Here is a 25,359-nt window from a genome sequence, read left to right on the forward strand (position 1 = left end):
TTCTCCCTTTGTGTAAAACACAAAGGGTTTTTTCGTTCTATGAAAAAATAGGCATAGCAGAACCTTTCCACTTTCCATGAGATGATCGATGGAAAAGGAGAGAGAAAGATGAAACAAAAAAACAGTGTAGTGCAGATGGTGAGTGTAGCGATGCTAAGTAGTATTGCATATTTACTAATGATGTTAGATTTTCCGTTCCCAGGGCTTCCGCCATTTTTGAAAATTGATTTTAGTGATGTACCAGCTCTAATTGCAGCAATTATCTTTGGACCAGTAGCAGGAGTGATTGTAGAGGCGATAAAGAACATTTTACATTACGGGATTCAAGGAAGTTTAACGGGAGTACCAGTTGGAGAGATTGCAAACTTTATTGCAGGATGCTTATTTATTGGACCAGCAGCTTTCTTATTTAGAAAGTATCGTACTGTGAAGAGTTTAACTACAGGATTAATGCTAGGGACAATTACAATGGCACTTATTATGAGTGTATTAAACTACATCATCATATTCCCGGCTTACACTTGGTTTTTAAATTCACCGGCTATGTCTAGCGAAGCTATAAGAACAACGGTTGTAACGGCAATCTTACCATTTAATTTAATTAAAGGGATTGTTGTAACAATTGTATTTGTAGCATTATTCTCACGCCTGAAAGTATGGGTGTTTGCAAAAATGAAAAATGCATAATATATATTAAAACCATTAGTAGTGTGAAACTACTAATGGTTTTTTATTAAGGAAAATAAAATTTAGATACAAAAAATGCCCCTCATCAATATGAGGGGCATTTTTTGAAGTTAATAAAAGACTATTCGAATTTTAAAGCGTCTCCGTCGAATGATTCGTCAGCAACTTTAATTGAGTCAGTTGGACAGCCTTCGAATGCATCCATCATATCTTCAATTAATACATCTGGAATTTCAACGATACCTTGGTTATCATCTAATGTTACAAATGCAATACCTTCATCATCATAGTCATAAATGTCTGGTGCAGCAGCGCCACAAGCACCACATGCAATACAAGTATCTTTATCAACGATTGTATATTTTGCCATCTTTTTTCCCTCCTGATAATATGTATGTGAAAAGCTCGCCATAAAAATTATAACCTTATTGTAAAACGGTTTGTAAAACTTTTCAACATAAAATTATAATGATAATGCTTATCAATTAGAGTGTCAACTTATTTTTGAATTATGTCATAAGATTTTCAAAATACGTAAATATGATTTCGTTTGATACAATAGAATATATACAAGTATATAGTTCTCATATGATAAGTTTAATGAGCGAAAGTAGATAGTGTAATTGTACTGAAAAGAATGAAGTTAAGATTGGAAGGTGGAAGCGGTCATGCAAATACAATATACTTTGTTGCATTGTTTAAAACAATTGAATGGTGAAAGAACCGTTTCTTCTATTTATTATTTACTAAAGGGCAAACGCTCTTCGCAAACTTTACAAGATGGAAATATGTTCCGAATTTCTTTTTTGTTCGGAATATACAAATCATTGAATAGAAATGACTATGATGGTGAAGTTGCAAAGTTGTTGCAAGCGAATTTTATTCAAGAAATACATGAAAATACATATGTGTTAACACCTACGGGTAAAATGCAGTTACATAAATGGGAGGAAGTTTATGCTTTTCCGGCGCATTTGCATGGTTTACATTATGGTGAATTAGGTGAAACATTTTGGAAAAGATTATCATTAATTATTCAAACTATATCAAATTTACAACAGAATAATACGAAGTTTATCCCAATTCAGCAAGATACAGAAATAATGATGTGGGTGAAACGTTTTCTAACAGGAATACCATATAAGAGAAGTGAGTTGGCGAGAAAACTATGGACGGAAGTATATAATCTTTTAGAAAAGAGCAATACGATAGAAGCGACGATTGTAACATATCGACTAACGGGTTATGAACGTATTGGTTGTACATTGCAACAATTAGCAGAAATTACGAAACAAGATATATTCAGGGTGTATTTTTTATTTTGGGGTACAATGCATTTCTTTATACAAGAAGTTCGTGATAAAGAAAATGAATTTCCACTATTAGCTGAAATTATATCTTATCCAAATGAAAGAGCTGAATTATTTAGTTTATCGACGAAAAAAACATATAATTTTTGGAGACAAGGACGTTCTTTAGAAGAAATAGCGACGATTCGGAATTTAAAGGTTGCAACGATAGAAGATCATTTTGTTGAAATTGCTTTGCGAGAAAAAGATTTTTCTATTGAAATGTTTATGGAAAAAGAAAAGATAGACAAAGTAATAAAAGTAATTGAAGCATTGCAAACGCGGAAGTTACGTGTTTTGAAACAAGCGGTTGGAGAAGATATCTCTTATTTTGAAGTTCGTCTTGTATTAGCGCGGATGGAGGGTGTAAATGAAACTTGAAGAATATTTATATAAGTGGTTTGGATATTCTGAATTTCGTCCAGGTCAAAAAGGAGTTATTACAGATTTATTAGAAGGAAAAGATGTGATAGCAATGCTTCCGACTGGAAGAGGGAAATCTATGTGCTATCAGTTTCCGGGGCTTATGCGAGAAGGAACAGTGCTTGTTGTATCACCGTTATTATCTTTAATGGAAGATCAAGTAACACAATTAAAGTATGTTGTGAAAAACCGAGTAATAGCATTTAATAGTTTTCGGACATTAAATGAAAAAAGAGAAGCGATGAAAAAATTATCTTCATATAAATTTATTTTTGTTTCACCAGAGATGTTACAGTCGGAGTTATTAATTAGGGAATTGAAGAAAATTCATATTTCATTATTTGTTGTTGATGAGGCTCATTGTATTTCTCAATGGGGTTATGATTTTAGACCGGACTATAAAAAACTAAATGTAGTTATTGAAAATATTGGTTCTCCTACAGTATTAGCATTGACAGCCACAGCGACAAAAGGGGTACTGCAGGATATCGCAAATAGTTTAAATTTAAAGGGTGCCGCGGAACATGTATACTCTATTGACCGTCCTAATATTGCAATGGATGTGCAATTTGTAGAGACGATAGAAGAAAAGAAAGAGGCGCTTTTAGAGCAGGTGATGTATTTACAAGGGCCGGGGATTGTATATTGCTCAAGTAGAGCGTGGACAGAAAGGTTAACGGAATACTTGAGAGGAAAAGGTGTTACTGGTGTAGCTTTTTATCATGGTGGTATGGAACATGAAGAGCGTATGTTAATTCAACAGCAGTTTATGAACGATCAACTGCAACTTGTAATATGCACAAGTGCATTTGGTATGGGGGTAAATAAGGCGAATACGCGATATATTATTCATTTTCATTATCCAACTAATATAGCTTCTTACTTACAAGAAATCGGAAGAGCTGGAAGAGATGGCGAACCGAGTATAGCTATTTTATTATGTAGTCCGTTGGATCATGATTTACCAATTTCAATCATTGAGGATGAATTGCCAAGTAAGTCACAAATACAATTTTTATTTTCTTTACTACAAGAAAGAATGTTTCAAACGAAAGAATTACCAATAGAAGATGTAGAAGAAATTTGTTATAATGCAGCAAGATTTAATGAGCAATATTGGCGTTTCGTTCGTTATCATCTCGAACAGGTTGGAATTATACAACAACGAAGATTATTATTAGAAGGTTTGTCAGATGAAATTATGAACCGATTAATAGCTGAAGTAGAAATAAGGTTGCGTAATAAATATAGTGAGCTAGAAAATATGAAGTCATGGATACAAGTTAAAGGATGTAGACGTGAATATGTGCTGCAACAGTTCGGTTATAGGAAAGAGCAAGAGTTAATTAATTGCTGCGATTATTGCGGTATTACAAAAGAAGATTATAAAAAAAGACGAGCGCAACAATCGGATTTCGACTATAATTGGGAAACAGAGTTACAAAAGCTTTTCGGCCTAGAAAAGATGGAGGAATGATGAACATTCAAAGGCATAATGTTGAAGATATGAGTCCGCAGGAAATAAGGCTGAATCTATATATAACACAGTTAATTATTATCGGTATTGGCTGTTTACTGGCATATATATTATTTCAAGATGTAAAAGAAGTCTTTAATTTATGGAAATGGGAACCAGTATCTATACTTATTATAGGTGGTTTGTTAGCGATTGGTATTGTGTTATTAGATTATGTTGCAATGCGAGTGTTTCCGGAGTCTTGGTTTGATGATGGTGGTATTAACGATAAGATGTTTCGAGGAATGTCCGTTCTGCATTTACTCGTTATTACGTTCTTAATTGGTTTTGCAGAAGAATTTTTATTTAGAGGTGTAGTACAGACTCATTTTGGAATTGTAATTGCGAGCTTCGTATTTGCAGTGTTACATATTCGTTATATAACAAAGCCATTTTTGTTTTGTTTCGTCTGTTTCATTAGTTTTGTCTTTGGTTATGTATTTGAATGGACAGGAAATTTGTTTATAACAATCTTTGCACACTTTCTTGTTGATTTTATAATGGGACTCCAATTAAGAAAATAAATGGAAGGTGGTGGTGAACAACATGAGGAAACGAATTCCTGATTTTGAAGAGGAATTAGAAGTTGAGCGAGTGGAAGAAAAAGAAAGTTTACCGCCGCGTAGTGAAATTCATAGAAATAAAGAAAAAAAACAAAAGTTTAAAATAAATCACATTTTCGTCCGGGTTTTAACATTTCTATTCATTCTGCTGCCGATTAGTATTTTGTGGTACACGGATAAATATATTCAGGTGAAGGGTGATAGTAATAATGCCGGAAAAAGTGCGTTTGAAGTAATCTTCTTTGATTCAGCTAAATCTGAGTCGCGGAAACATTCTGAAAAATTAATAACGCATACTGTGAAAGAGGGAGAAACTTTAGAAAGTATAGCGAAGCAATATTTTTCAGATGGAAATGGAATTGAAGTAATTAAAAAGTATAATAACTTGCAAGACGATGAAGTGAGTGCAGGTCAAGAATTAAAAATTCCGATAAAAGATAAGTCCACAAAGCAAGAAAGCTAGTGAGTTAAGCGATCACAGTTTGTTATAAAAGCCTAGGATTATCTTTATGAGGAGGGGAGTCAAAAATATGATATGGATTATATTATTCAGTACTCTCATAGGCATGGGGATTTTATTGCTTCTTGTGATGTATAAAGAAGCGATGCGTAATACGGTGTTGGAACATACTTTAGTATTTAAAGAATTTCCGAAAAGTTTTCAAAAAGTAAATGTGTTTTTTATTTCTGATATTCATAGAAGAGTCATTTCGAATTTGTTAATTGAACAAGTAAAAGGAAAAGTAGATCTCGTAATTATCGGAGGAGATTTAGCAGAGAAAGGTGTCTCTTTATCAAAAATCTCTGCGAATATTCAAAAGTTAAGAGAGATAGCTCCTGTATATTTTGTGTGGGGAAACAATGATTATGAGATAGAATATCATGAATTAGATGCGTTATTATTAGAAAATAACGTAAAAGTTTTAGATAATACAAGAGTGGTATTTGAGTCTGAATTAGGCGAGAAAATTTGTTTGCTCGGTATAGATGATGTTGGATTGCACCGTGATCGTCTAGATTTGGCATTGGCGGATTGTAAAGAAGATGGTTTTCGTATCCTAGTTAGTCACAACCCTGATATAATAAAAAAAATGTCTGGAAATGAACAGATTTCACTTGTCTTAAGTGGACATACGCATGGAGGGCAAATCCGATTATTCCCATCTAAAAAATATTTAAAAGGTGGCGTATATAACCATTTAAATACGATTCTCTTTGTTAGTAATGGGTATGGAACAACATTGATACCACTTCGTTTCCGAGCACCTGCTCAAACACACATCATTACATTGTGCGGAGGGAAATGATGCCAACTCTTAATGGGAAATACAATATAAAAGCCGTTTCGAATATAATTGGAGTTCAGCCGAGTACGCTTCGTGCATGGGAAAGACGATATCAAATTATTGCCCCAAAGCGGAATCAAGCTGGGCATCGTTTATATACAGAAGAGCATATTCAAATTTTAAAATGGTTAATGGAAAAAGTTTCTTCCGGTATGATGATTGGACAAGCAGTTCGATTATTAGAAGAGAATCGTTTGCAGAGTACAGTTCAAAAAGAGATACATTTCGATAAAGAAGTTGTTTTAGTGGACGATTTGCTACAAGCTTTGTTAAAATTTGATGAAATTACAATTGCTGCATTATTAAACGAAGCTTTTAGTATATATTCAACAGAGAAGGTTGTTGCCAGTATTGTTCTTCGAGTGACAGACAAATTATTAACGTCAAAAAATAATAATGAGATTTCAATGGTGCAATTTCAATATGCACTATCATTTTTACAAACGCGTCTAGGGATGGTGTATCACAATGCCTCAATGTTTTCCTCTTTACACAAAGTTATTGTGTTAGAAAAGGATGCATTGAAAGGATTTATTTTTTCAACTTATTTACGCTTAAAAGGATATGAGGCGATATATATTAGGACAAGCTTAGCTGAAGATGGTATGTTATCAGCGGTAGAGGAAATACAGCCGAAATATGTATTTGTATCTTTTGCTGACGAACAAGAAATGAAAAAGACGATGAACTTTATAAATTTATTACAAGAAAAAAGGGAATCTCTTTTAGTTGGATTTATCGGAAAGCTAGGCGTTCTAAACCAGTTGGACATTGAAACAATCCTAATTGGTGATACGAAAGAAGAATGGGATGGATGGTTAAAAATGTCGGAATAGTTGTTCGAAAAGAACCATCTATTTTCTATTTCATATAATAAAAATTAGATGCATTGGTTACGTAGGGAGGGTATGAGATGAGGCTGGAACGATTAAATTACAATAAGATAAAAATTTTTCTAACATTTGATGATTTATCTGAACGAGGATTAACGAAAGAAGATTTATGGAGAAATGCACCGAAAGTACAGCAATTATTTCGTGATATGATGCAAGAAGCAAATAAGGAATTAGGGTTTGAAGCAGATGGTCCGATTGCAGTTGAAGTGTTTTCTCTACAAGCACAAGGGATGGTTGTAATTGTAACGAAAGAAAATCAAGAAATGGATACAGATGATGAGTTCCGTGACGAGTTTATTGAAATGCAAGTGACTCTAGATGAAAGTGAGCATATATTATATGAGTTTGCTACGCTAGATGACGTAATTAACCTGTCGAATCGCTTATATAACCTTGGTGTAACTGGCGGAAAGCTATATACGTGGGATGAGCGCTTCTATCTTTGGGTGGAAGAAGAGGAACAAATTCAATTGTTAAAGGCGGATTTTATAGCTATTTTAGCGGAATACGGTAATCCGTCTACAGCAACCATTTATCGCATCATGGAGTACGGTAAAGAATTAATGGATGTTAACGCGATAGAGCAAATACACAATTACTTTGTGAAAAAACAAAACCTCAGCTAATACAACATAGCTGAGGTTTTGTTTTTATTTGGAGAAGGGAAGGGATGATTGTAAATACTCGAACATACTTTTTGAAAATAAAATATGCAGTTTTATGGGAGTGTGGTTGATGGAAATAAAAAATATTTAAATATTTAAGTATTTTACTTTTCTAAAAGTAATAAAAGGACTATAATAATAGTGAAAACGCTTGCAACAGAAAATAGTTTGTATATATTTGTTAGCGTTTTCTATTGCATTCCAAATTTAAGGGTGTATACTAGGCAATGAAGGTTTACTAAACAAGTGAAATTACAGGGGGTTTACTTACTATGGTAGCCGAAAAGGGAACTCAAACAAAAACACAACAACAAAGGGAACAACATTTTGAACTATTGAATTCAACACAAATTGTTATTAGTGAAGCGTTAGAAAAATTGGGTTATCCAAACGAAGTATATGAATTATTAAAAGAACCAATTCGTATGATGACAGTGAAAATACCAGTTCGTATGGATGACGGGACTGTTAAAATATTTACAGGATATCGTGCACAACATAATGATGCTGTTGGTCCAACGAAAGGTGGGATTCGCTTCCATCCGAATGTAACAGAAAATGAAGTGAAAGCACTTTCAATCTGGATGAGTTTAAAATGTGGTATTGTTGATTTACCATATGGTGGAGGTAAGGGTGGAATTATTTGTGATCCACGTGAAATGTCATTCCGTGAGTTAGAAAGATTAAGCCGCGGTTATGTACGAGCAATTAGCCAAATCGTAGGACCGACGAAAGATATTCCAGCTCCAGATGTATTCACAAACTCTCAAATTATGGCATGGATGATGGATGAGTATAGCCGTATTGATGAATTTAATTCACCAGGATTTATTACAGGTAAACCGCTTGTATTAGGTGGATCACATGGACGTGAAACAGCAACAGCGAAAGGTGTAACAATTTGTATTCGCGAAGCTGCGAAAAAACGTGGCATTGATATTAAGGGTGCACGCGTTGTTGTTCAAGGATTCGGTAATGCTGGTAGCTTCTTAGCTAAATTTATGCATGATGCAGGTGCGAAAGTTATTGCAATCTCAGATGCTTACGGCGCGTTACATGATCCAAATGGATTAGATATTGATTATTTATTAGACCGTCGTGATAGCTTCGGTACAGTAACAAAGCTATTTAACAATACAATTTCAAACAAAGAATTGTTAGAACTTGATTGCGATATTTTAGTTCCAGCTGCAATTGAGAACCAAATTACAGAAGAAAATGCTAATGATATTAAAGCAAAAATCGTTGTTGAAGCTGCAAATGGTCCAACAACATTAGAAGCGACTAAAATTTTAACAGATCGCGGAATTTTACTTGTTCCAGACGTGTTAGCAAGTGCTGGTGGTGTAACAGTATCTTACTTTGAGTGGGTACAAAATAACCAAGGTTACTACTGGACTGAAGAAGAAGTAGAACAACGTTTAGAAAAAGTAATGGTAAGATCATTTGATTCTATTTATGAAACAGCACAAGTTCGTAAAGTGAACATGCGCTTAGCGGCGTACATGGTTGGTGTTCGTAAAATGGCTGAAGCAAGCCGCTTCAGAGGTTGGGTATAAAATATTATATCTTGAGAAAACGTGATTTCCTTTCGAGGGAATCACGTTTTTTTGTTGAAGTATTAAATGAGGTGTTGTATATGGAGAATGAAATGTTGGAACGAGTAGAACAATTAGAAGAAAAGGTTAATAGGTTAGAGGGAGAACTCGCAAGAACGATGAAAGCTCGCAAAATAAGTACCGTTCGGATGTTCGGGGAAGGGCTACTGTTTCTGATATTTGGTGTGGTTGTAGTAGGGCCGATTATTGCCGTTGTAATCTCAATTTTTACTTGGCTTGCTGAAAAATAAAATAAAAATAAAAAGAACGCTTGTTCTATGCGAACAAACGTGCTATACTCTCCTTAGATAAACAAAACGGAAATGATTTTAAGGAGAGATAAATGATGAAAATGACAGTAGACCAAAGATTTATGATGCCAGCAGATGTTGTAGAGCGAGTGGAAGTATTACGAAACAAACAAAGCAAGCGTGGCACATTATTACAATCGGTAAATAAATTTTTCGGTTTAGATACGAAAGAAGATTGTGTTTGGTTTTACGGTTTTTATGGAGTGGCTGTAAGTATCTTGTTGTTTATGGTGTTCACTTCAAATATTTTCGATTTTCTCTTCGCGTAAGAAATATGCGATAAGGACATTGCTACCGAATACATATATAAGGAAGTAAGGTAATCTTCTAGAGCGGGAGTTGGTAGCAATGGCGATGTTTCCTATAGAGCGCAATTATATTGGATATGGAAGTTCACGACCGGGGATTCCTCTGACTAAAGTGAGATTTATCGTAAGCCATGATACGGGGAATCCTGGAAGCAATGCGATAGGCAATCGAGATTACTTTAATGAATTACAACCGAAAGCTTCGGCACATACATTTATAGATGATAAAACAATATTGGAGATTATTCCTATAAATGAAGTTGCGTATCATGTTCGATATGGTGTGCCGACGGATAATGACTTATATGGCTATGACGCGAATAAGGCGGCCATTGGAGTGGAACTTTGTTATGGTGGTGATGTTAACTTTTGGGAAGCGTATAATCGTTTTACATGGTATCATGCGTATTTATGCCAAAACTTTGGCTTAAATCCGAAAAAAGATATCGTGTCACATAAAACGCTTGATCCAGCTAGAAAGATTGATCCTGAGAATGTATTAGGGAAACAAGGTATTAAATTTCAGCAGTTTTTAGCAGATGTCTATCGGATGTACGTTTCGTTTAGATGACAAATATATGAAAAATGAATACAATAAAGATAGGTGCCTACTGCTGTAAGTAGGTTTTTTCTTGTTTTTATAAATAGTGCATTGGTAGAAGACTAGGAGTGGACGAGTATGCAGAAAGAAACAGTTATTATAATCGGAGGCGGTCCGTGCGGATTAGCGGCTGCAATTTCGTTGCAAAAGGTAGGGATAAATCCGTTAGTAATTGAAAAAGGAAACATTGTAAATGCCATTTATAATTATCCAACTCATCAAACATTTTTCTCTTCTAGTGAAAAATTAGAAATTGGTGATGTAGCTTTTATTACAGAAAATCGTAAGCCATTTCGAAATCAAGCGCTTGCGTATTATCGTGAAGTAGTAAAACGTAAATCTGTACGTGTAAATGCTTTTGAGCGAGTGGAGAAAGTTCAAAAAGATGGAGAAGTTTTTCAGGTTGAGACGACAAAGCGTGACGGAAGTAAGGAAATGTATATAGGGAAATATATTGTTGTAGCAACTGGATATTATGATAATCCAAATTATATGAATGTTCCAGGTGAGGAATTGAAGAAAGTAGCTCACTATTTTAAAGAGGGGCATCCTTATTTTGATCGAGATGTAGTAGTTATAGGTGGGAAAAACTCGAGTGTAGATGCCGCGTTAGAACTTGTTAAATCTGGTGCACGTGTAACGGTACTGTATCGTGGAAGTGAGTATTCACCAAGCATAAAGCCTTGGATTTTGCCGGAATTTGAGGCGTTAGTACGAAACGGTACAATTCAAATGCATTTTGGAGCTCATGTGAAAGAGATTACTGAGCATACATTAACGTTTACAGTTGATGGTGAAGCTTTTACAATCAAAAACGATTTTGTATTTGCGATGACTGGTTATCATCCTGATCATAGCTTCTTAACGAAGATGGGTGTTCAGATTGATGAAGAAACAGGACGTCCAATTTATACAGAGGATAGAATGGAAACGAATGCTGAAAATATTTTCATTGCAGGTGTCATTGCTGCTGGAAATAATGCAAATGAAATATTTATCGAGAACGGTAGATTTCATGGAGATGCGATTGCGCAAACCATTGCATTAAGAGAAAAATAAAAAGGAGCTGTCGGGAAAATCTCGACAGCTCCTTTTTATTCGTGCATAAACATATTTTGAATGGATTCATGAGAATTTGTATTCTCTAATGCAACAAGTAATTTAATGCGTGCTTTTTGTGCATTTAAGCCGTATGTGAATACAATGCCCATATCTTTTAAGTGTTTACCGCCACCTTCATACGAATATACGTCTTGAACGATACCGTTGAAACAGCGAGAAACTAATACGACAGGAATACCTTTATTTAATAATCTTTCTAGGCTAGGTAGTGTTCTTGGAGGGAGATTACCTTGTCCAAGAGCTTCGATAACAATGCCGTCTACAGGAAGATTTTCGATTGCTGCTAATAATGTATCATCCATGCCAGCATATGCTTTTAGAACAACTACATTTTTAGACACTTTGTTTATCGTATATGATTCGCGATGTACTAAAGCGTGATGGAAGACAACGCCGCGTTTTGTTACCATTCCAATTGGTCCGTATTGTGGACTTTGGAATGTTGCGACATTACTTGTATGTGTTTTCGTTACATTTGTAGCGCAATGAATTTCGTCGTTTAATACGACTAAAACACCTTTTTCTGCAGCTTCATCACAACTAGCAACTTTTACAGCTGATAAGAAGTTATATAGACCATCAGCACCTAACTCATTGCTAGAGCGCATTGCACCTGTCACTACGATCGGAATAGTTGCTTGTACTGTTAAATCTAAGAAATAAGCTGTTTCTTCTAATGTATCCGTACCATGCGTAATAACTACGCCATGAATGTTGTCTTGTTTTACTCTTTCATCAATGATGACTTGTAATTGTAACATTTCGCTCGGTGTCATATGAGGAGATGGTAGATGGAACACATCTTCAACGATTAAATCAACATCGCCTTCTAAATCAGGAATGAATTTTAAAAGAGGATTTTTTTTACCTGGTTGTACGACCCCAGTTTCTTTATCTTCCTCCATTGCAATTGTTCCACCTGTGTGTAAAACTAGGATTCTTTTCAATGCTTATACCCCTTTCAAGTAAAAAAATACATTTAGAACATAACATGTTTTGAGTAAATTCGACAATGGAAATGTATAAAAGTATGCCTCGAAAATGACAATAAAATTAACTGCTATATGTACGATGTATAAAATTACGAAACGAAATGTGCAAATATAGTATAGGAGGGAGAAATTACGGTGAAAAAGATGGAGAGAATTTTTATTCGTATATTAATAATACAATTCATTTGTCTTTCTGTTGTACAATTGTTATTTATACATAAGTCATCAGTGAAATATTTATCTAAAATTGTTTATTATGAGGGTGTTATGGTAAAAAACAAAGTGGAAATCTTGCAGGTGAATCGGTAGTTTTCATTTTCTTCTATGAAGGATTATGCTACAATAATTGAGGATTTAATGACGCGAAGCAAATGAGAAGAAGCAGGGTGAACACCTGCTTTTCGTTTTGTTTTATAAGTGAAAAAATGAGGTGTTACAATGGATAAACGAATTTCAATTGCTATAGATGGTCCAGCAGCTGCAGGGAAAAGTACAGTGGCAAAAGTTGTTGCGAAGGAACTTTCTTATGTTTATATTGATACAGGCGCAATGTACCGTACGCTTACATATGCAGCCCTTCAACAAAAAGTAGACATTGAAAATGAAGAGCAGTTAATGGAAGTTGTAAAGAATGTAAATATTGAGTTTCAGCAAGGAGAAAATACACAGCTTGTATTTTTAAATGGACAAGATGTTTCCGAAGTAATTCGTACACCTGATGTGACGAATCGAGTATCTATTGTAGCGAAACATCGCCTTGTTCGTGAAGAAATGGTACGTCGTCAGCAAGAGTTAGCGAAAAAAGGCGGCGTTGTAATGGACGGCCGTGATATTGGTACACATGTATTACCGGATGCTGAAGTGAAAATCTTTATGCTTGCTTCTGTTGAAGAAAGAGCGGAAAGAAGGCATTTAGAAAATTTAAATAAAGGTTTCGATTCTAATTTAGAGCAGCTAAAAGAAGAAATTGCTCAGCGTGATAAATTAGATTCAGAACGCGAAGTTTCTCCACTAAAAAAGGCTGATGATGCATTAGAATTAGATACGACTTCTTTATCAATTGAAGAAGTTGTCCAAAAAATTATGAGCATTGTTTCTGGAGTGTTTGCGAAATAAAGAAAGGGGATAATCCTCTTTCTTTTTTTGTTTAAATAGAAATGTAAAGGATACGTGAATTGTGAGTCTCTTTCCTTGACAAATGAGCTGATTTGTAAGAAGTTAGTTAAAGAGGAATAAAACTGTCAGAATATATTCGCTATTATATTTCAAAACATACTTTTTTCAAGCTGGTTTTGCTGTATACTATTTATATAGGTTTAATATATTTTCTTGTGAATGTTATTGAAAAAGAGTATGTGATGAGAAATTCTTAAACATGCAAATGAAAACTTTGTTTTCATTTCGTATATACATAAAAAATGCTTTGTCAATTCTGTAGGGAGGTATTTCCATGGTAGAGAAAATGAATGAAGAAGTTATGGATTCAAAAGAATTACAAGTTGGTGACGTTGTTACAGGTTCTGTAACGAAGGTTGAAGAGAAACAAGTGCTTGTAAATGTTGGATACAAAACAGATGGCGTAATTCCAATTAGTGAATTAGCTAACGTTCATATTGAAAAAGCAAGCGATGTTGTAGAATTAGATCAAACACTAGAGTTGAAAATTATTAAATTAGAAGAAGATGATCTTGTCTTATCTAAACGTGCTGTTGATGCAGAAAAAGCATGGGTAGAACTACAAGAGAAATTTACTTCTGGTCATGTATTTGATGTTACTGTAAAAGATATTGTGAATGGCGGATTAGTTGTGGACCTTGGTGTTCGCGGTTTTATTCCAGCTTCACTTGTAGAAGTACATTATGTAGAAGACTTTACTGACTATAAAGGTAAAACATTAGCGGTGAAAATTGTTGAATTAGACCGTGAAAAAAATCGTGTAATCCTTTCGCATAAAGCGGTAGTAGAATTAGAACTAGATTCTAAGAAAAAAGAAGCAATTTCTTCATTAAAAGAAGGGGACGTTGTTGAAGGAACAGTACAACGATTAACTGACTTTGGCGCATTCGTTAATGTTGGTGGAGTGGACGGTTTAGTTCACATTTCACAAATTTCACACGAACGTGTAGAGCAACCTTCTGAAGTGTTAGAGCAAGGTCAAAAGGTTAAGGTAAAGGTGTTATCTGTTGATGCTGATACACAACGTATTTCTTTATCAATTAAAGCAGCTCAACCAGGACCTTGGGAAAACGTTGCTGGCGAAATAAAAGCTGGAGATATTCGTGAGGGAGTAGTAAAACGCCTTGTTACATTTGGTGCATTCGTTGAGATTTTACCGGGCGTTGAAGGACTTGTACACGTATCTCAAATTGCAAATCGTCACGTGAAAAATCCGAATGAAGTATTGGAAATGGGACAAGAAGTAAAAGTGAAAGTACTTGAAGTTCACGTAGCAGAGAAACGTATTTCTTTAAGTATAAAAGAAGCGCTTGAGGAAAATAATGTAACTGAAGATTATAGTCAGTATGAGCCAAATGCTGATTCTGCTACTTTCCAATTAAGTGATATTATTGGTGAACAACTGAAAAAATTAAAGAAATAATGAGGGGTACAAGTGGTAAGGGCAAAACGTAAATTAGATCATATTGAATACGCTCTTTCTACTGGTCAGTCTCGTACGCATGGCTTTCATGATATTGATTTTGTGCATCAAAGCTTGCCAAATTCAAATTATGACACAATAACATGTGAAACAAAAATCGGCGAACTTTCACTAAGTTCGCCGATTTTTATCAATGCGATGACTGGTGGTGGAGGAGAGAAAACGTTACATATTAATGAGCAATTAGCATATGTAGCGAAACATCATAACCTTGCTATGGCTGTAGGTTCGCAAATGGCGGCGTTAAAAGATGAAAGTGAAGCTGCTTCTTATAAGGTGATCAGAAAGGTAAATCCAAATGGTATTTTCTTTGCTAATTTAGGTAGTGAGGCAACTATCGAACAGGCAGAGCGTGCCGTTGATATGATTGAAGCGAATGCATTGCAAATTCATTTAAATGTCATACAAGAGTTAACGATGCCAGAAGGAGACCGTGATTTTACTGGAGTACTTCAGCGCATTGAGAAAATTGTTTTAAATAGTAAAGTTCCTATCATTGTAAAAGAAGTTGGATTTGGGATGAGTAAGGAAACAGTGCAGCAGTTAGCGAACGTAGGTGTAACAGCAATTGATATTGGTGGGCAAGGTGGTACGAATTTTGCTGCTGTTGAAAATGAAAGAAGACAGCGAATGCTTTCTTATTTTAATAACTGGGGCATACAAACAGCAACCTCGATTATTGAAGCAACCTCTACAAATAATAACCTCTCTTTTATTGCATCTGGGGGCATACAAACAGCGCTTGACGTAGCGAAAGCGATCGCATTAGGGGCGAATACAACTGCGTTTGCTGGTTACTTTTTACGTATTTTAATGCAAGATGGTATCGAGAAGTTAGTGGATGAAATTGAGCTTCTACATACAGATTTGAAATTTATAATGACAGCTCTTGGTGCGAAAACGATAGAAGAGTTGCAATCTGTACCTCTTGTTGTAAAGGGTGAAACGTATCATTGGTTAATGCAGCGTGGTATTGATACTGCGCATTATAGTAGGAGATAAAAAATCAACCGTTCGGTTGATTTTTTTTGTTCTATTCTTTTTCGTAATATAAAGTGGAGAAAGGAATTAGTATTATATAAAAATATCATTTCGTAAAAATTTCAATTGAAAAAGGGTTGAAAAATGTAGATGGTGTGTTGTCGAATTACTGGAGAGAACTTAATTTTTAATAGGAATAGGTGAAGATAAAAAGAAGTAATGGGAGGATATAGTGTGCGAAATATTATTTCAATATAAATAGAAAACATTAAACTGATTATGTAAAAGACGGTTTCGTACAATATCGAAACCGTCTTTTTGCATTAATTAGTGCTGGTTTTGTTTTCGAGCCTGTTCTGGTGTATCAAGTCCAGTTGCACCTGGATATTGTAGTGATTGATCACGATCGGATTCAACGCGGCGTGATTCTCGTAGTTTTCGTTCTTGGCGATCTTTACCCATAATGAATAACACCTCCTTGTTAAAAGTGTTGCTGTTATAAGAAAAAACTATGCGTAAATAAAGTGGATTAACTTTCATAAAAAGTTCCCATAATGGAAAACATAGGAGGTGAAGTTGATGGATGGAAGTACTTTTTATTTTGTAGCTTGGATAGGGTGGATCATTGTAACCTTTTTTATGAAAAAGGACCTTATTCGGTGGAAGTTAGGCGCTTGTATACTGATTTTTATAATTTGCTCTCCGTTACATGTAACGATCGCCTCATTCGTGGTATCAGTAAATGCTCTTTTACTTTGTATTATTTCTTTTATAGGGATCACGCTATATTCTGTCTGGAAAAAATTATATAGCTTACTTTCGGCGCTTATTATTGCAATGTTATATACAAGTTTTCATCTGTTAGAAATATATGATCCGATTTGGATTGTGGTGGATAGAGTGTTTCTGCTAAGTAGTGGTCTTGTGTATGCATCGGTGTTATTGCATGGAGATCGCATATTACGATTATGTTCTCTATATGTAGGGATGTTACAAGGAGAGCTGCTAGTGACATTTATTTTTAGGAAATTGAATTTTCCATATGATTACGGTAGTTTAGCATTTTTTGATATCGTCGCCATTTCTACATTATTCATGGCAATATTGTTTTGGATTGCAAAAGCATCAGTATACATGGAACGGTTTAAGAGAAAAACACGTAAAAGAAAGGCGAGGGTAATACATGACTGAATATACACCAGCCATTTTATGCGGCGTAATAGCGGGGACAGTTACAAGGGTGCTAATGCTTCGGACGGATACACGGCAATATCCGACGAGGCTACATGGGAAAATTATTCATATTGCAATGGGGTTAATTGCAGCTGCTTTAGGAGCGATTGCAATCCCGTCTATTTTGAAAAAAGATTTTTCTGCCATTACATTTCTTACATTAGCAGCGACACAATTTCGTGATGTACGTAATATGGAAAGAAATACGCTTCAACAATTAGATGGGTATGAGCTCGTACCGCGTGGAAATACATACATTGAAGGAATTGCATTGGTTTTTGAAAGTCGCAACTATTTGGCAATGTTAACGTCGTTTGCAACGACGTTTGCGTATATAGGATTCCGTTCATGGATTGCAGGAGTAATTATGGCTATAATCGCATTTTTTATTGCGAAAAAATTAATGTCTGGTAAAAGGCTACATGATCTTGTTGAAATTGAGCGCGTTCCGCTTCGTTTTGAAGGAGCAGGGCTTTATATTGACAATATTTACATTATGAATATTGGATTGCCAGCAAGACAAGAAGAAATTATGAAATATGGTATGGGTTTTATTCTAAAGCCGAAATCAATTGATGCGATGGTTACAATCTCAAATTTAGGGCAACGACAAGCTATTTTACACGATGTTTCAGTAGCGTTAGGGATTTATAGAGATTCTGGTACACCAGCGCTTGTACCGTTAGCAAAGCGTGATTTAGAGGATGGCAGGGTTGGGATTTTTGTCCTGCCGCAAGATCAAGATGCAGAGAAAGCGATAGGTGTCATAGGAAATGTACCAACGTTAGAAAGTGCTGTCCATATGTCATCGGAAGCCCCGAAAGGAAGGGAAGATAAGAGATGATGTTAGAAAGCGTTATTCTGGCAGTTATAACAACGACTCCAGAAAAATTTGCAGGTGGTGCTCCTTTATTCGTTTGCGAATCGACAGAGGAACTAGAATTTGTTGCAAATAATTTAGAGGCAATTTTAGATGGCATTGCACATCGCTTACAAGAGAATGTATATATTATTGTGAAACATTAGCAACGTGTGTTATAATGTGAGGTGTTTTGATACGTTGAGAAATATTCTGGAATGCAAATCCCTTCTTGCACAAAGAAGGGTTTTTTACATAATAAACAGAAGCAAGTTGAAAGGATGAAAGTATATGCCGAAACCAGTAATAGCGATAGTAGGTCGCCCGAACGTAGGGAAATCTACTATTTTCAATAGAATTGTTGGAGAAAGAGTTTCAATCGTAGAAGATATTCCAGGTGTAACGCGCGATCGTATTTATAGCGCTGGAGAATGGTTAAATCATGAATTTAACATTATTGATACGGGCGGAATTGATATTGGAGACGAGCCGTTTTTGACACAAATTCGTCAACAAGCTGAAGTAGCAATTGATGAAGCGGATGTTATCATTTTTATGACAAACGGTCGTGACGGTGTAACAGCAGCTGATGAAGAAGTTGCAAAAATTTTATATCGTTCAAATAAACCGGTTGTACTTGCAGTAAATAAAGTGGACAATCCGGAAATGCGCAGTGACATTTATGACTTTTATGCATTAGGATTTGGCGAACCATTCCCAATTTCAGGTACACACGGATTAGGATTAGGTGACTTACTAGACGAAGCTGCACAACATTTTCCAAAGATTGAAGAAGACGGATATGATGAAGACACAATTCGTTTCTCTTTAATTGGACGTCCAAACGTAGGGAAATCATCACTTGTAAATGCTCTTCTTGGTCAAGAGCGTGTAATTGTTAGTAATGTAGCAGGAACAACTCGTGATGCTGTCGATACACCATATAGTAAAGATGGAAAAGATTATGTAATTATTGATACAGCTGGTATGCGTAAAAAAGGAAAAGTGTATGAAAGTACAGAAAAATATAGTGTACTTCGTGCACTAAGAGCGATTGAACGTTCTGACGTTGTTTTAGTCGTTTTAGATGGTGAGGAAGGAATTATTGAGCAAGATAAAAAAATCGCTGGATATGCTCATGATTCAGGGCGAGCTGTTGTTATCGTTGTAAATAAATGGGATGCAGTGAAAAAAGACGAAAAAACAATGAAAGCATTTGAAGAAAATATCCGTGCTCATTTCCAATTCTTAGAATACGCACCAATTGTTTTCTTATCTGCAAAAACAAGAAAACGTACACAAACATTAATACCGGTTATCGATGAGGTAAATGAAAGTCATAGTATCCGTATTCAAACGAACGTATTAAACGATGTAATTATGGATGCGGTAGCGATGAATCCGACGCCAACTCATAATGGTAGCCGTCTGAAAATTTTCTATGCAACACAAGTTGCGGTAAAACCACCGACATTTGTTGTGTTTGTAAACGATCCAGAATTATTGCACTTCTCATATGAGCGTTTCTTAAAGAATCGCTTACGTGAATCATTTGGCTTCGTAGGAACGCCGATTCACATTATCGCTAGAGCAAGAGACTAATGGAGAGGATGTGATTTTATGACAAAAATCACAGTAGTAGGAGCAGGTAGCTGGGGAACAGCGTTAGCGATGGTATTAGCTGACAATGGACATGATGTACGTATTTGGGGAAATCGCCCAGAACTTATGGATGAAATTAATACGAAACATGAGAATAGTCGATATCTCCCAGGCATTACATTGCCAAGCACAATCGTAGCCTACTCTTCTTTAGAAGAAGCATTAGTAGATGTAAATACAGTACTGTTAGTAGTACCAACGAAAGCGTACAGAGATGTATTACAAGAGATGAAAGAAATTGTTACTGAACCAATTACTTGGATTCATGCGAGCAAAGGAATTGAACCTGGTACGTCAAAACGTATTTCGGAAGTGATTGAGGAAGAAATTCCAGAGCACTTAATTAAAGATGTTGTTGTACTGTCTGGACCGAGTCATGCTGAAGAAGTCGGTTTACGACAAGCGACAACAGTTACGTCTGCAGCAAAGCGTATGGAAGCGGCTGAGGAAGTACAAGATTTATTTATGAATAGTTATTTCCGTGTATACACAAATCCAGATATCGTTGGAGTTGAACTTGGTGGTGCGTTAAAAAATATTATCGCATTAGCTGCTGGTATAACTGATGGTCTTGGATTAGGTGATAATGCAAAGGCGGCATTGATGACACGTGGTTTAACAGAGATTGCTCGTTTAGGAAGAAAAATGGGCGGGAATCCGTTAACGTTTGCTGGTCTAACTGGTATGGGAGACTTAATTGTAACGTGTACAAGTGTTCATAGCCGAAATTGGCGCGCTGGAAATATGCTTGGAAAAGGACACTCTTTAGAAGAAGTGTTAGAAAGCATGGGTATGGTTGTGGAAGGTGTAAGAACAACGAAAGCTGCTCATGAATTGGCAGAGAAAATGGAAGTTGAAATGCCGATTACAGCTGCTTTATATGACGTGCTGTTCAATGGGAATAACGTAAAAGATGCGGTAGGCTCATTGATGGGGCGTGTTCGAAAACATGAAGTGGAAGCTATACCTGATTTACTGTAAAGAAAAGCGACAGAAGTACATTTGTACTTCTGTCGCTTTTTTATTTTTTGGGTCTTTTCACCATTTTTTCATTTTTGCATAGGATGAAGAGTAACTTGAGGAGAGGGTGAAAAGAATGGATAATAATATTTTTAATAATATTGAGAAGGAAGCGAAAGTAAATAAAGAGGATATTTTTAAATTAGCATCATCCGTGCAAAATGCGAATTTACGTGATGAAACTGTACTTCGTCAATTAATTCATCAAGTGGCTCTTATGGCGGGACGTGAAGTGCCGAAAGAGCAAGAGGATCAAATTGTAAAAGCGATTATTAATAATAATATGCCAACAGATTTTGGCTCGTTAAGCAAAATGTTTAAAAAATAAATTATGAGAAACAAAGAGTTTGTAGATTGCATATGATAGCCATGAAAGAATGGGAATAGAGCTGTTTTTGGGCATATTTGGTCAACCGAAGCGAGAGGTACAATCGCTTCGGTTTTATTTTTGCCTAGATTGGTGAAAAATGCTGGAAAACCTATTGATTAAAGTTATATATTCGCAATTTGTAGTAAAATGTTCTTTTTGTATTTGTTTAAAGATTTTAATTTGTTAAAATAGTATAAAAATAGATTGATAAAAAGGGGTGTGTATATGTCAGAAGGGCTTATGAAAATGTGGTTAGCTTTAGGGGCAATTGGATTTATGTTTTTTGCAGTAAGTTTTATTTTATTAAGTAGACATAAAATAAAGAATAAATTTTTGAAAGGGATTACAGCATTAGTAGCGTACACCCTTATGATTGTGTCAGGAATTGTTATTTTTCTTGTTGTATTTAGTGGACCTGTACAGCAGTAAATGGAATGGTCTCGAAAATACTACATACAGAGCAAATTAGATTAGTATGAAAAGGTGATGCTAGTGAAAAAATTACATATTATTTTAATATTTTGTTGTATGAGCCTTTTAACGGGGTGTCTGTATCCGAAAGAAAATATGAAGCAAAATGCGGTTCCTTATGAAGATCAGCTACAGGTTGTTCAAAAAGCTGTTGTGACATTTAAGGAGCAAAATGATGGGATATTGCCAATTAAGACGAGGGATATGAGTACACCTATTTATCAAAAGTATCCGATCGATTTTCAACAGATTGCCCCGCGTTACATACAAGAAGCGCCAGGGAATGCGTATGAAAGTGGAGGAGTATATCAATACGTATTAATAGACGTTGAAACAAATCCAACAGTAAAGTTAATTGATGTTAGGATGGCTGAACAAATTCAGGAACTATCTTTAAAGCTTAGGATGTATCGTGATGAACATCAATATCCACCTTTTAAAAAAGTAATTTCAGATGGTGTATATGAATTGGATTTCAAAAAACTAGGATATAAAGATGTGCCACAAGTGACAAGTCCATATTCTGGTAAAGGACTTCCTTTTGTAATTAATGAAAAAGGAGAAGTTTTTGTTGATTATAGAATCGACTTATATGACGCTTTGAAAAAAAATGAAGGGCAGTTTACGGAGGGAGAAGATATTCGAAATATACTTTCGAAAGGTTCCCCGTTTGTACCAGCTTATTCTTTACCGTACACAGTAAAGGATGGAGAACCAATTTTTTTAAAATGATAAGTCATGAACCTTTCTTTTAGTGAATAAGTTCTAGAAGAAAGGTTTTTTATGTTATACAACTTACGATGCAAACAAAAGATATTTTTTAATAGTCATATGAAATTGGACAAAATTATATGATATATTGTCCGAACTTCTAGAATACCATTATATTATATCAGATATTATAGGCAACGTTAGAGAAGGTATTAGTTGACTATAAACGCGGAATTATTCCCAAAAATTTTGAGGGAGGGAATCACTTGGAAAAGGTAGATATTTTTAAAGATATTGCAGAACGAACAGGCGGTGATATTTATTTTGGAGTTGTAGGAGCTGTTCGAACAGGGAAATCAACATTCATTAAAAAATTTATGGAACTTGTAGTTATTCCAAACATTGAGAATGAGTCTGACCGTCAAAGAGCGCAGGATGAATTGCCTCAAAGTGCTGCTGGTCGTACAATTATGACGACGGAACCGAAGTTTGTTCCAAACCAAGCGGTTTCTATCGAAGTAGATGAAGGACTTGAAGTGAATATTCGATTAGTAGATTGTGTTGGATATACGGTTCCTGGAGCGAAGGGCTATGAAGATGAGAATGGCCCACGCATGATTAATACCCCTTGGTATGAAGAACCTATTCCATTCCATGAAGCTGCAGAAATCGGCACGCGTAAAGTAATTCAAGAACATTCAACAATTGGTGTTGTAATTACAACAGATGGAACAATTGGTGAAATTCCAAGAAGAGATTATATAGAGGCAGAAGAACGCGTTGTAAATGAGTTGAAAGAAGTAGGAAAACCTTTCATTATGATAATTAATACGGTACAGCCGTATCATCCAGATACAGAGCAATTACGCCAAAGTTTATCAGAAGAATATGATATCCCGGTTATTGCAATGAGTGTGGAGAGTTTAAGAGAAACAGATGTATATAATGTACTTCGTGAAGCGCTATTTGAATTCCCTGTATTAGAAGTGAATGTGAACCTTCCGAGCTGGGTAATGGTGCTAAATGAAGGGCATTGGTTGCGTCAAAGTTATCAAGAAGCAGTTCAAGAAACTGTGAAGGATATAAAACGTCTTCGTGATGTGGATCGCGTTGTTTGGCAGTTTAGTCAATATGAATTTATTGATCGAGCGAGCCTAGCTGGCATTGATATGGGGCAAGGTGTGGCGGAGATTGATTTATATGCGCCAGATGAATTATATGATCAGATTTTAAAAGAAGTAGTAGGAGTAGAAATTCGAGGGAAAGATCATTTATTAAAGCTTATGCTCGATTTATCTCATGCGAAAATAGAGTACGATCAAGTGGCGGATGCACTGCGTATGGTTAAGCAAACAGGATATGGTGTAGCAGCGCCTGCATTAGCGGATATGAGCTTAGATGAGCCAGAAATTATTCGTCACGGTTCAAGGTTTGGTGTGAAGTTAAAAGCAGTAGCGCCATCTATTCATATGATTAAAGTAGATGTAGAGTCAACGTTTGAGCCGATTATTGGTACTGAAAAGCAAAGTGAAGAATTAGTTCGTTATTTAATGCAAGATTTTGAAGATGACCCGTTATCAATTTGGAATTCTGATATATTTGGACGTTCACTTAGCTCGATTGTTCGAGAAGGAATTCAAGCGAAATTATCTTTAATGCCAGAAAATGCTAGATATAAATTAAAAGAAACGCTAGAAAGAATTATTAATGAAGGATCTGGCGGATTAATTGCGATTATACTATAAGAAAAAATCCCTCTCACTGTAGAGGGATTTTTTGTTTTTTTGATTATAAAATAGAAAAATAAACAGTCATTATCTAATACATTGTTGTAAATTGTCAAGTTTCATCAGATTTTCACATTTTCAGAGTAACAATTTCCTTAAAAATATTGAATTATAAAGGAGAATCGTATAATATAGGCGTTGATAATGATTTATCTACATCTTTGTAGTATAGAATTTGCAAAAATTGCCTACAAATGAAAGTAAGACTCATTTTATGATCATTATACAGTCTTATCTTTGGGAGGAGGTGAATGGCATGAACAAGACAGATTTAATCAATGCTGTTGCAGAAGCAAGTTCCCTTTCTAAAAAGGACGCAACAAAAGCAGTAGACGCTGTTTTTGATTCTATCTTAGAAGCTTTAAAACAAGGTGATAAAGTACAACTGATCGGATTCGGTAACTTCGAAGTTCGTGAGCGTGCGGCTCGTAAAGGTCGTAACCCACAAACAGGTGAGGAGATTGAAATCGCTGCAAGTAAAGTACCTGCATTCAAACCTGGTAAAGCGTTAAAAGATGCGGTTAAATAATCCTTACATATTAACAGGGAAGAAGAGTTTCCTTTTTGGGAACTCTTCTTTTTGCTTTTAAAAACATAAATATGCTAGAATGTGTTCGTATCACTTTTAGGTTTTCGGGAGGGCTAGCGGATGGCAAAAGTTAATTTAGAACAAATTGAACATGCAGTACGCCTTATTTTAGAGGCGATTGGGGATGACCCAAATCGTGAGGGAGTACTTGATACACCAAAGCGTGTTGCAAAAATGTACGCAGAAGTGTTCTCAGGTATGCATGAAGATCCGAAAGAGCATTTGCATAAAGTATTCGGAGAAGATCACGAAGAGCTTGTACTAGTAAAAGATATACCATTTTATTCGATGTGTGAGCATCATTTAGTTCCATTCTATGGAGTTGCTCACGTTGCATATATTCCGCAAGGTGGAAAGGTGACAGGGTTAAGTAAATTAGCTCGTACCGTAGATACAATTGCACGTCGCCCACAACTGCAAGAACGTATTACATCAACAGTAGCGAACTCTATTATGGAAGTACTAGAGCCTCATGGTGTAATGGTAGTAGTAGAAGCAGAACATATGTGTATGACGATGCGTGGTGTAAAAAAACCAGGTGCGAAAACAGTAACGACAGCAGTGCGTGGTGTGCTTGAAAATGATGCTGCAGCGCGCAGTGAAATTTTATCGTTTATTAAAACGAAGTAAAGAAAAGCGG

31 protein-coding genes are annotated in these 25,359 nt (G+C 35.6%); 28 read left to right on the forward strand and 3 right to left on the reverse strand.

The genetic code is table 11. From position 1 onward, the window contains the following. The first annotated feature begins 108 nt into the window (after nt 1–108). On the forward strand, nt 109–687 hold the full coding sequence (locus D1166_RS21180) for an ECF transporter S component (protein ID WP_000810856.1): 579 nt from the start codon (nt 109–111) through the stop codon (nt 685–687). 121 nt (nt 688–808) lie between these two features. On the opposite strand, the gene D1166_RS21185 is transcribed toward D1166_RS21180, so the two are convergent. Continuing rightward, a complete protein-coding gene (locus D1166_RS21185; RefSeq protein ID WP_001151993.1) occupies nt 809–1,057 on the reverse strand; it encodes a ferredoxin in 249 nt (82 codons plus the stop codon). Between the two features lie 298 nt (nt 1,058–1,355). Here D1166_RS21185 and D1166_RS21190 point away from each other — a divergent pair, with 298 nt between their 5' ends. From D1166_RS21190 to D1166_RS21245, 12 genes are all read left to right on the forward strand, one after another. Then, nucleotides 1,356–2,417: a YpbB family protein gene (locus D1166_RS21190; protein WP_001167011.1), complete on the forward strand. Its 1,062-nt coding sequence runs from the start codon at nt 1,356–1,358 to the stop codon at nt 2,415–2,417. Next, a complete protein-coding gene (gene recQ / locus D1166_RS21195) occupies nt 2,407–3,936 on the forward strand; it encodes an ATP-dependent DNA helicase RecQ (RefSeq protein ID WP_000762980.1) in 1,530 nt (509 codons plus the stop codon). The genes D1166_RS21190 and recQ overlap by 11 nt, the downstream gene beginning before the upstream one ends. Beyond that, nucleotides 3,936–4,499: a CPBP family intramembrane glutamic endopeptidase gene (locus D1166_RS21200; protein ID WP_001025780.1), complete on the forward strand. Its 564-nt coding sequence runs from the start codon at nt 3,936–3,938 to the stop codon at nt 4,497–4,499. Before recQ ends, D1166_RS21200 begins: the two co-directional genes overlap by 1 nt. A 22-nt stretch (nt 4,500–4,521) precedes the next feature. Next, a complete protein-coding gene (locus D1166_RS21205) occupies nt 4,522–5,001 on the forward strand; it encodes a LysM peptidoglycan-binding domain-containing protein (protein ID WP_097861682.1) in 480 nt (159 codons plus the stop codon). A gap of 67 nt (nt 5,002–5,068) precedes the next feature. After that, on the forward strand, nt 5,069–5,845 hold the full coding sequence (locus D1166_RS21210; protein WP_000637796.1) for a metallophosphoesterase: 777 nt from the start codon (nt 5,069–5,071) through the stop codon (nt 5,843–5,845). Beyond that, complete coding sequence (locus D1166_RS21215; RefSeq protein WP_001142653.1) at nt 5,845–6,720, forward strand: MerR family transcriptional regulator; 876 nt, start codon at nt 5,845–5,847, stop codon at nt 6,718–6,720. The genes D1166_RS21210 and D1166_RS21215 overlap by 1 nt, the downstream gene beginning before the upstream one ends. Before the next feature lie 77 nt (nt 6,721–6,797). Next, entirely contained in the window at nt 6,798–7,406 is a 609-nt protein-coding gene (locus D1166_RS21220; RefSeq protein ID WP_001235402.1) for a genetic competence negative regulator, read from the forward strand. Nucleotides 7,407–7,717: 311 nt separating this feature from the next. After that, the gene (gene gudB / locus D1166_RS21225; RefSeq protein ID WP_000225173.1) at nt 7,718–9,004 is read left to right on the forward strand and encodes an NAD-specific glutamate dehydrogenase; all 1,287 of its coding nucleotides are present in this window, start codon (nt 7,718–7,720) and stop codon (nt 9,002–9,004) included. Nucleotides 9,005–9,084: 80 nt separating this feature from the next. Then, nucleotides 9,085–9,294, forward strand: a complete 210-nt coding sequence (locus D1166_RS21230; protein WP_000426768.1) for a hypothetical protein — start codon at nt 9,085–9,087, stop codon at nt 9,292–9,294. Nucleotides 9,295–9,386: 92 nt separating this feature from the next. Then, complete coding sequence (locus tag D1166_RS21235) at nt 9,387–9,623, forward strand: DUF3961 domain-containing protein (protein ID WP_001983018.1); 237 nt, start codon at nt 9,387–9,389, stop codon at nt 9,621–9,623. 79 nt (nt 9,624–9,702) lie between these two features. Further along, the gene (locus D1166_RS21240) at nt 9,703–10,233 is read left to right on the forward strand and encodes a peptidoglycan recognition protein family protein (protein ID WP_001240655.1); all 531 of its coding nucleotides are present in this window, start codon (nt 9,703–9,705) and stop codon (nt 10,231–10,233) included. A 108-nt stretch (nt 10,234–10,341) separates the two neighbouring features. Continuing rightward, nucleotides 10,342–11,322, forward strand: a complete 981-nt coding sequence (locus D1166_RS21245; RefSeq protein ID WP_001168509.1) for a YpdA family putative bacillithiol disulfide reductase — start codon at nt 10,342–10,344, stop codon at nt 11,320–11,322. Nucleotides 11,323–11,357: 35 nt separating this feature from the next. On the opposite strand, the gene ansA is transcribed toward D1166_RS21245, so the two are convergent. Further along, nucleotides 11,358–12,332, reverse strand: coding sequence for an asparaginase (gene ansA, locus D1166_RS21250; protein WP_000822026.1), 975 nt, complete (start codon nt 12,330–12,332; stop codon nt 11,358–11,360). Between the two features lie 180 nt (nt 12,333–12,512). Here ansA and D1166_RS31365 point away from each other — a divergent pair, with 180 nt between their 5' ends. From D1166_RS31365 to D1166_RS21265, 4 genes are all read left to right on the forward strand, one after another. Continuing rightward, a complete protein-coding gene (locus tag D1166_RS31365) occupies nt 12,513–12,686 on the forward strand; it encodes a YpfB family protein (protein ID WP_000738057.1) in 174 nt (57 codons plus the stop codon). A gap of 129 nt (nt 12,687–12,815) precedes the next feature. Next, nucleotides 12,816–13,493, forward strand: a complete 678-nt coding sequence (gene cmk, locus D1166_RS21255; protein ID WP_000361257.1) for a (d)CMP kinase — start codon at nt 12,816–12,818, stop codon at nt 13,491–13,493. A 334-nt stretch (nt 13,494–13,827) separates the two neighbouring features. Next, nucleotides 13,828–14,976 carry a 30S ribosomal protein S1 gene (gene rpsA / locus D1166_RS21260; protein ID WP_000229559.1) on the forward strand — a complete coding sequence of 383 codons (1,149 nt, stop codon included), beginning with the start codon at nt 13,828–13,830 and terminating at the stop codon, nt 14,974–14,976. Nucleotides 14,977–14,988: 12 nt separating this feature from the next. Beyond that, nucleotides 14,989–16,038 carry a type 2 isopentenyl-diphosphate Delta-isomerase gene (locus D1166_RS21265; protein WP_000251037.1) on the forward strand — a complete coding sequence of 350 codons (1,050 nt, stop codon included), beginning with the start codon at nt 14,989–14,991 and terminating at the stop codon, nt 16,036–16,038. 306 nt (nt 16,039–16,344) lie between these two features. Here D1166_RS21265 and D1166_RS21270 read toward each other — a convergent pair whose 3' ends face one another. Then, a complete protein-coding gene (locus D1166_RS21270) occupies nt 16,345–16,479 on the reverse strand; it encodes a YpzI family protein (protein ID WP_000513900.1) in 135 nt (44 codons plus the stop codon). A gap of 117 nt (nt 16,480–16,596) precedes the next feature. Here D1166_RS21270 and D1166_RS21275 point away from each other — a divergent pair, with 117 nt between their 5' ends. From D1166_RS21275 to folE, 11 genes are all read left to right on the forward strand, one after another. Then, nucleotides 16,597–17,208, forward strand: coding sequence for a YphA family membrane protein (locus D1166_RS21275; RefSeq protein ID WP_000349098.1), 612 nt, complete (start codon nt 16,597–16,599; stop codon nt 17,206–17,208). Continuing rightward, on the forward strand, nt 17,201–18,094 hold the full coding sequence (locus D1166_RS21280) for a YIEGIA family protein (RefSeq protein WP_097861681.1): 894 nt from the start codon (nt 17,201–17,203) through the stop codon (nt 18,092–18,094). Before D1166_RS21275 ends, D1166_RS21280 begins: the two co-directional genes overlap by 8 nt. Continuing rightward, a complete protein-coding gene (locus D1166_RS21285; RefSeq protein ID WP_000979059.1) occupies nt 18,091–18,276 on the forward strand; it encodes a capping complex subunit for YIEGIA in 186 nt (61 codons plus the stop codon). Before D1166_RS21280 ends, D1166_RS21285 begins: the two co-directional genes overlap by 4 nt. 124 nt (nt 18,277–18,400) lie before the next feature. Then, nucleotides 18,401–19,711 carry a ribosome biogenesis GTPase Der gene (der, locus tag D1166_RS21290; protein ID WP_001125893.1) on the forward strand — a complete coding sequence of 437 codons (1,311 nt, stop codon included), beginning with the start codon at nt 18,401–18,403 and terminating at the stop codon, nt 19,709–19,711. A gap of 18 nt (nt 19,712–19,729) precedes the next feature. Beyond that, nucleotides 19,730–20,752, forward strand: coding sequence for an NAD(P)H-dependent glycerol-3-phosphate dehydrogenase (locus D1166_RS21295; RefSeq protein WP_000161763.1), 1,023 nt, complete (start codon nt 19,730–19,732; stop codon nt 20,750–20,752). Nucleotides 20,753–20,867: 115 nt separating this feature from the next. Beyond that, complete coding sequence (locus D1166_RS21300) at nt 20,868–21,119, forward strand: stage VI sporulation protein F (protein WP_000369754.1); 252 nt, start codon at nt 20,868–20,870, stop codon at nt 21,117–21,119. 267 nt (nt 21,120–21,386) lie between these two features. Beyond that, entirely contained in the window at nt 21,387–21,590 is a 204-nt protein-coding gene (locus tag D1166_RS21305; protein WP_001289004.1) for a DUF2768 domain-containing protein, read from the forward strand. Nucleotides 21,591–21,653: 63 nt separating this feature from the next. Continuing rightward, nucleotides 21,654–22,364 carry a hypothetical protein gene (locus tag D1166_RS21310; protein WP_000733112.1) on the forward strand — a complete coding sequence of 237 codons (711 nt, stop codon included), beginning with the start codon at nt 21,654–21,656 and terminating at the stop codon, nt 22,362–22,364. 245 nt (nt 22,365–22,609) lie between these two features. Then, a complete protein-coding gene (spoIVA, locus tag D1166_RS21315) occupies nt 22,610–24,088 on the forward strand; it encodes a stage IV sporulation protein A (RefSeq protein WP_000416519.1) in 1,479 nt (492 codons plus the stop codon). Between the two features lie 298 nt (nt 24,089–24,386). After that, a complete protein-coding gene (locus D1166_RS21320) occupies nt 24,387–24,659 on the forward strand; it encodes an HU family DNA-binding protein (protein WP_001043860.1) in 273 nt (90 codons plus the stop codon). Nucleotides 24,660–24,779: 120 nt separating this feature from the next. Next, entirely contained in the window at nt 24,780–25,349 is a 570-nt protein-coding gene (folE, locus tag D1166_RS21325) for a GTP cyclohydrolase I FolE (RefSeq protein WP_001151482.1), read from the forward strand. Nucleotides 25,350–25,359: the final 10 nt, after the last annotated feature.

This window comes from Bacillus sp. ISO11 (assembly GCF_003458115.1).
GTDB lineage: Bacteria > Bacillota > Bacilli > Bacillales > Bacillaceae_G > Bacillus_A > Bacillus_A cereus.

What these genes read in the sequence shown, in the direction of transcription:
- rpsA (WP_000229559.1), top strand. Translation starts at nt 13,828, where the DNA reads ATGGTAGAGAAAATGAATGAAGAAGTTATGGATTCAAAAGAATTACAA.
- D1166_RS21280 (WP_097861681.1), top strand. Translation starts at nt 17,201, where the DNA reads ATGACTGAATATACACCAGCCATTTTATGCGGCGTAATAGCGGGGACA.
- D1166_RS21285 (WP_000979059.1), top strand. Translation starts at nt 18,091, where the DNA reads ATGATGTTAGAAAGCGTTATTCTGGCAGTTATAACAACGACTCCAGAA.
- D1166_RS21270 (WP_000513900.1), bottom strand. Translation starts at nt 16,479, where the DNA reads ATGGGTAAAGATCGCCAAGAACGAAAACTACGAGAATCACGCCGCGTT.
- D1166_RS21245 (WP_001168509.1), top strand. Translation starts at nt 10,342, where the DNA reads ATGCAGAAAGAAACAGTTATTATAATCGGAGGCGGTCCGTGCGGATTA.
- D1166_RS21215 (WP_001142653.1), top strand. Translation starts at nt 5,845, where the DNA reads ATGCCAACTCTTAATGGGAAATACAATATAAAAGCCGTTTCGAATATA.
- recQ (WP_000762980.1), top strand. Translation starts at nt 2,407, where the DNA reads ATGAAACTTGAAGAATATTTATATAAGTGGTTTGGATATTCTGAATTT.
- D1166_RS21275 (WP_000349098.1), top strand. Translation starts at nt 16,597, where the DNA reads ATGGATGGAAGTACTTTTTATTTTGTAGCTTGGATAGGGTGGATCATT.
- D1166_RS21235 (WP_001983018.1), top strand. Translation starts at nt 9,387, where the DNA reads ATGATGAAAATGACAGTAGACCAAAGATTTATGATGCCAGCAGATGTT.
- D1166_RS21200 (WP_001025780.1), top strand. Translation starts at nt 3,936, where the DNA reads ATGAACATTCAAAGGCATAATGTTGAAGATATGAGTCCGCAGGAAATA.
- D1166_RS21210 (WP_000637796.1), top strand. Translation starts at nt 5,069, where the DNA reads ATGATATGGATTATATTATTCAGTACTCTCATAGGCATGGGGATTTTA.
- D1166_RS21230 (WP_000426768.1), top strand. Translation starts at nt 9,085, where the DNA reads ATGGAGAATGAAATGTTGGAACGAGTAGAACAATTAGAAGAAAAGGTT.
- D1166_RS21300 (WP_000369754.1), top strand. Translation starts at nt 20,868, where the DNA reads ATGGATAATAATATTTTTAATAATATTGAGAAGGAAGCGAAAGTAAAT.
- der (WP_001125893.1), top strand. Translation starts at nt 18,401, where the DNA reads ATGCCGAAACCAGTAATAGCGATAGTAGGTCGCCCGAACGTAGGGAAA.
- D1166_RS21180 (WP_000810856.1), top strand. Translation starts at nt 109, where the DNA reads ATGAAACAAAAAAACAGTGTAGTGCAGATGGTGAGTGTAGCGATGCTA.
- D1166_RS21190 (WP_001167011.1), top strand. Translation starts at nt 1,356, where the DNA reads ATGCAAATACAATATACTTTGTTGCATTGTTTAAAACAATTGAATGGT.
- D1166_RS21240 (WP_001240655.1), top strand. Translation starts at nt 9,703, where the DNA reads ATGGCGATGTTTCCTATAGAGCGCAATTATATTGGATATGGAAGTTCA.
- D1166_RS21205 (WP_097861682.1), top strand. Translation starts at nt 4,522, where the DNA reads ATGAGGAAACGAATTCCTGATTTTGAAGAGGAATTAGAAGTTGAGCGA.
- cmk (WP_000361257.1), top strand. Translation starts at nt 12,816, where the DNA reads ATGGATAAACGAATTTCAATTGCTATAGATGGTCCAGCAGCTGCAGGG.
- gudB (WP_000225173.1), top strand. Translation starts at nt 7,718, where the DNA reads ATGGTAGCCGAAAAGGGAACTCAAACAAAAACACAACAACAAAGGGAA.
- folE (WP_001151482.1), top strand. Translation starts at nt 24,780, where the DNA reads ATGGCAAAAGTTAATTTAGAACAAATTGAACATGCAGTACGCCTTATT.
- D1166_RS21185 (WP_001151993.1), bottom strand. Translation starts at nt 1,057, where the DNA reads ATGGCAAAATATACAATCGTTGATAAAGATACTTGTATTGCATGTGGT.
- D1166_RS21320 (WP_001043860.1), top strand. Translation starts at nt 24,387, where the DNA reads ATGAACAAGACAGATTTAATCAATGCTGTTGCAGAAGCAAGTTCCCTT.
- D1166_RS21305 (WP_001289004.1), top strand. Translation starts at nt 21,387, where the DNA reads ATGTCAGAAGGGCTTATGAAAATGTGGTTAGCTTTAGGGGCAATTGGA.
- D1166_RS21220 (WP_001235402.1), top strand. Translation starts at nt 6,798, where the DNA reads ATGAGGCTGGAACGATTAAATTACAATAAGATAAAAATTTTTCTAACA.
- D1166_RS21295 (WP_000161763.1), top strand. Translation starts at nt 19,730, where the DNA reads ATGACAAAAATCACAGTAGTAGGAGCAGGTAGCTGGGGAACAGCGTTA.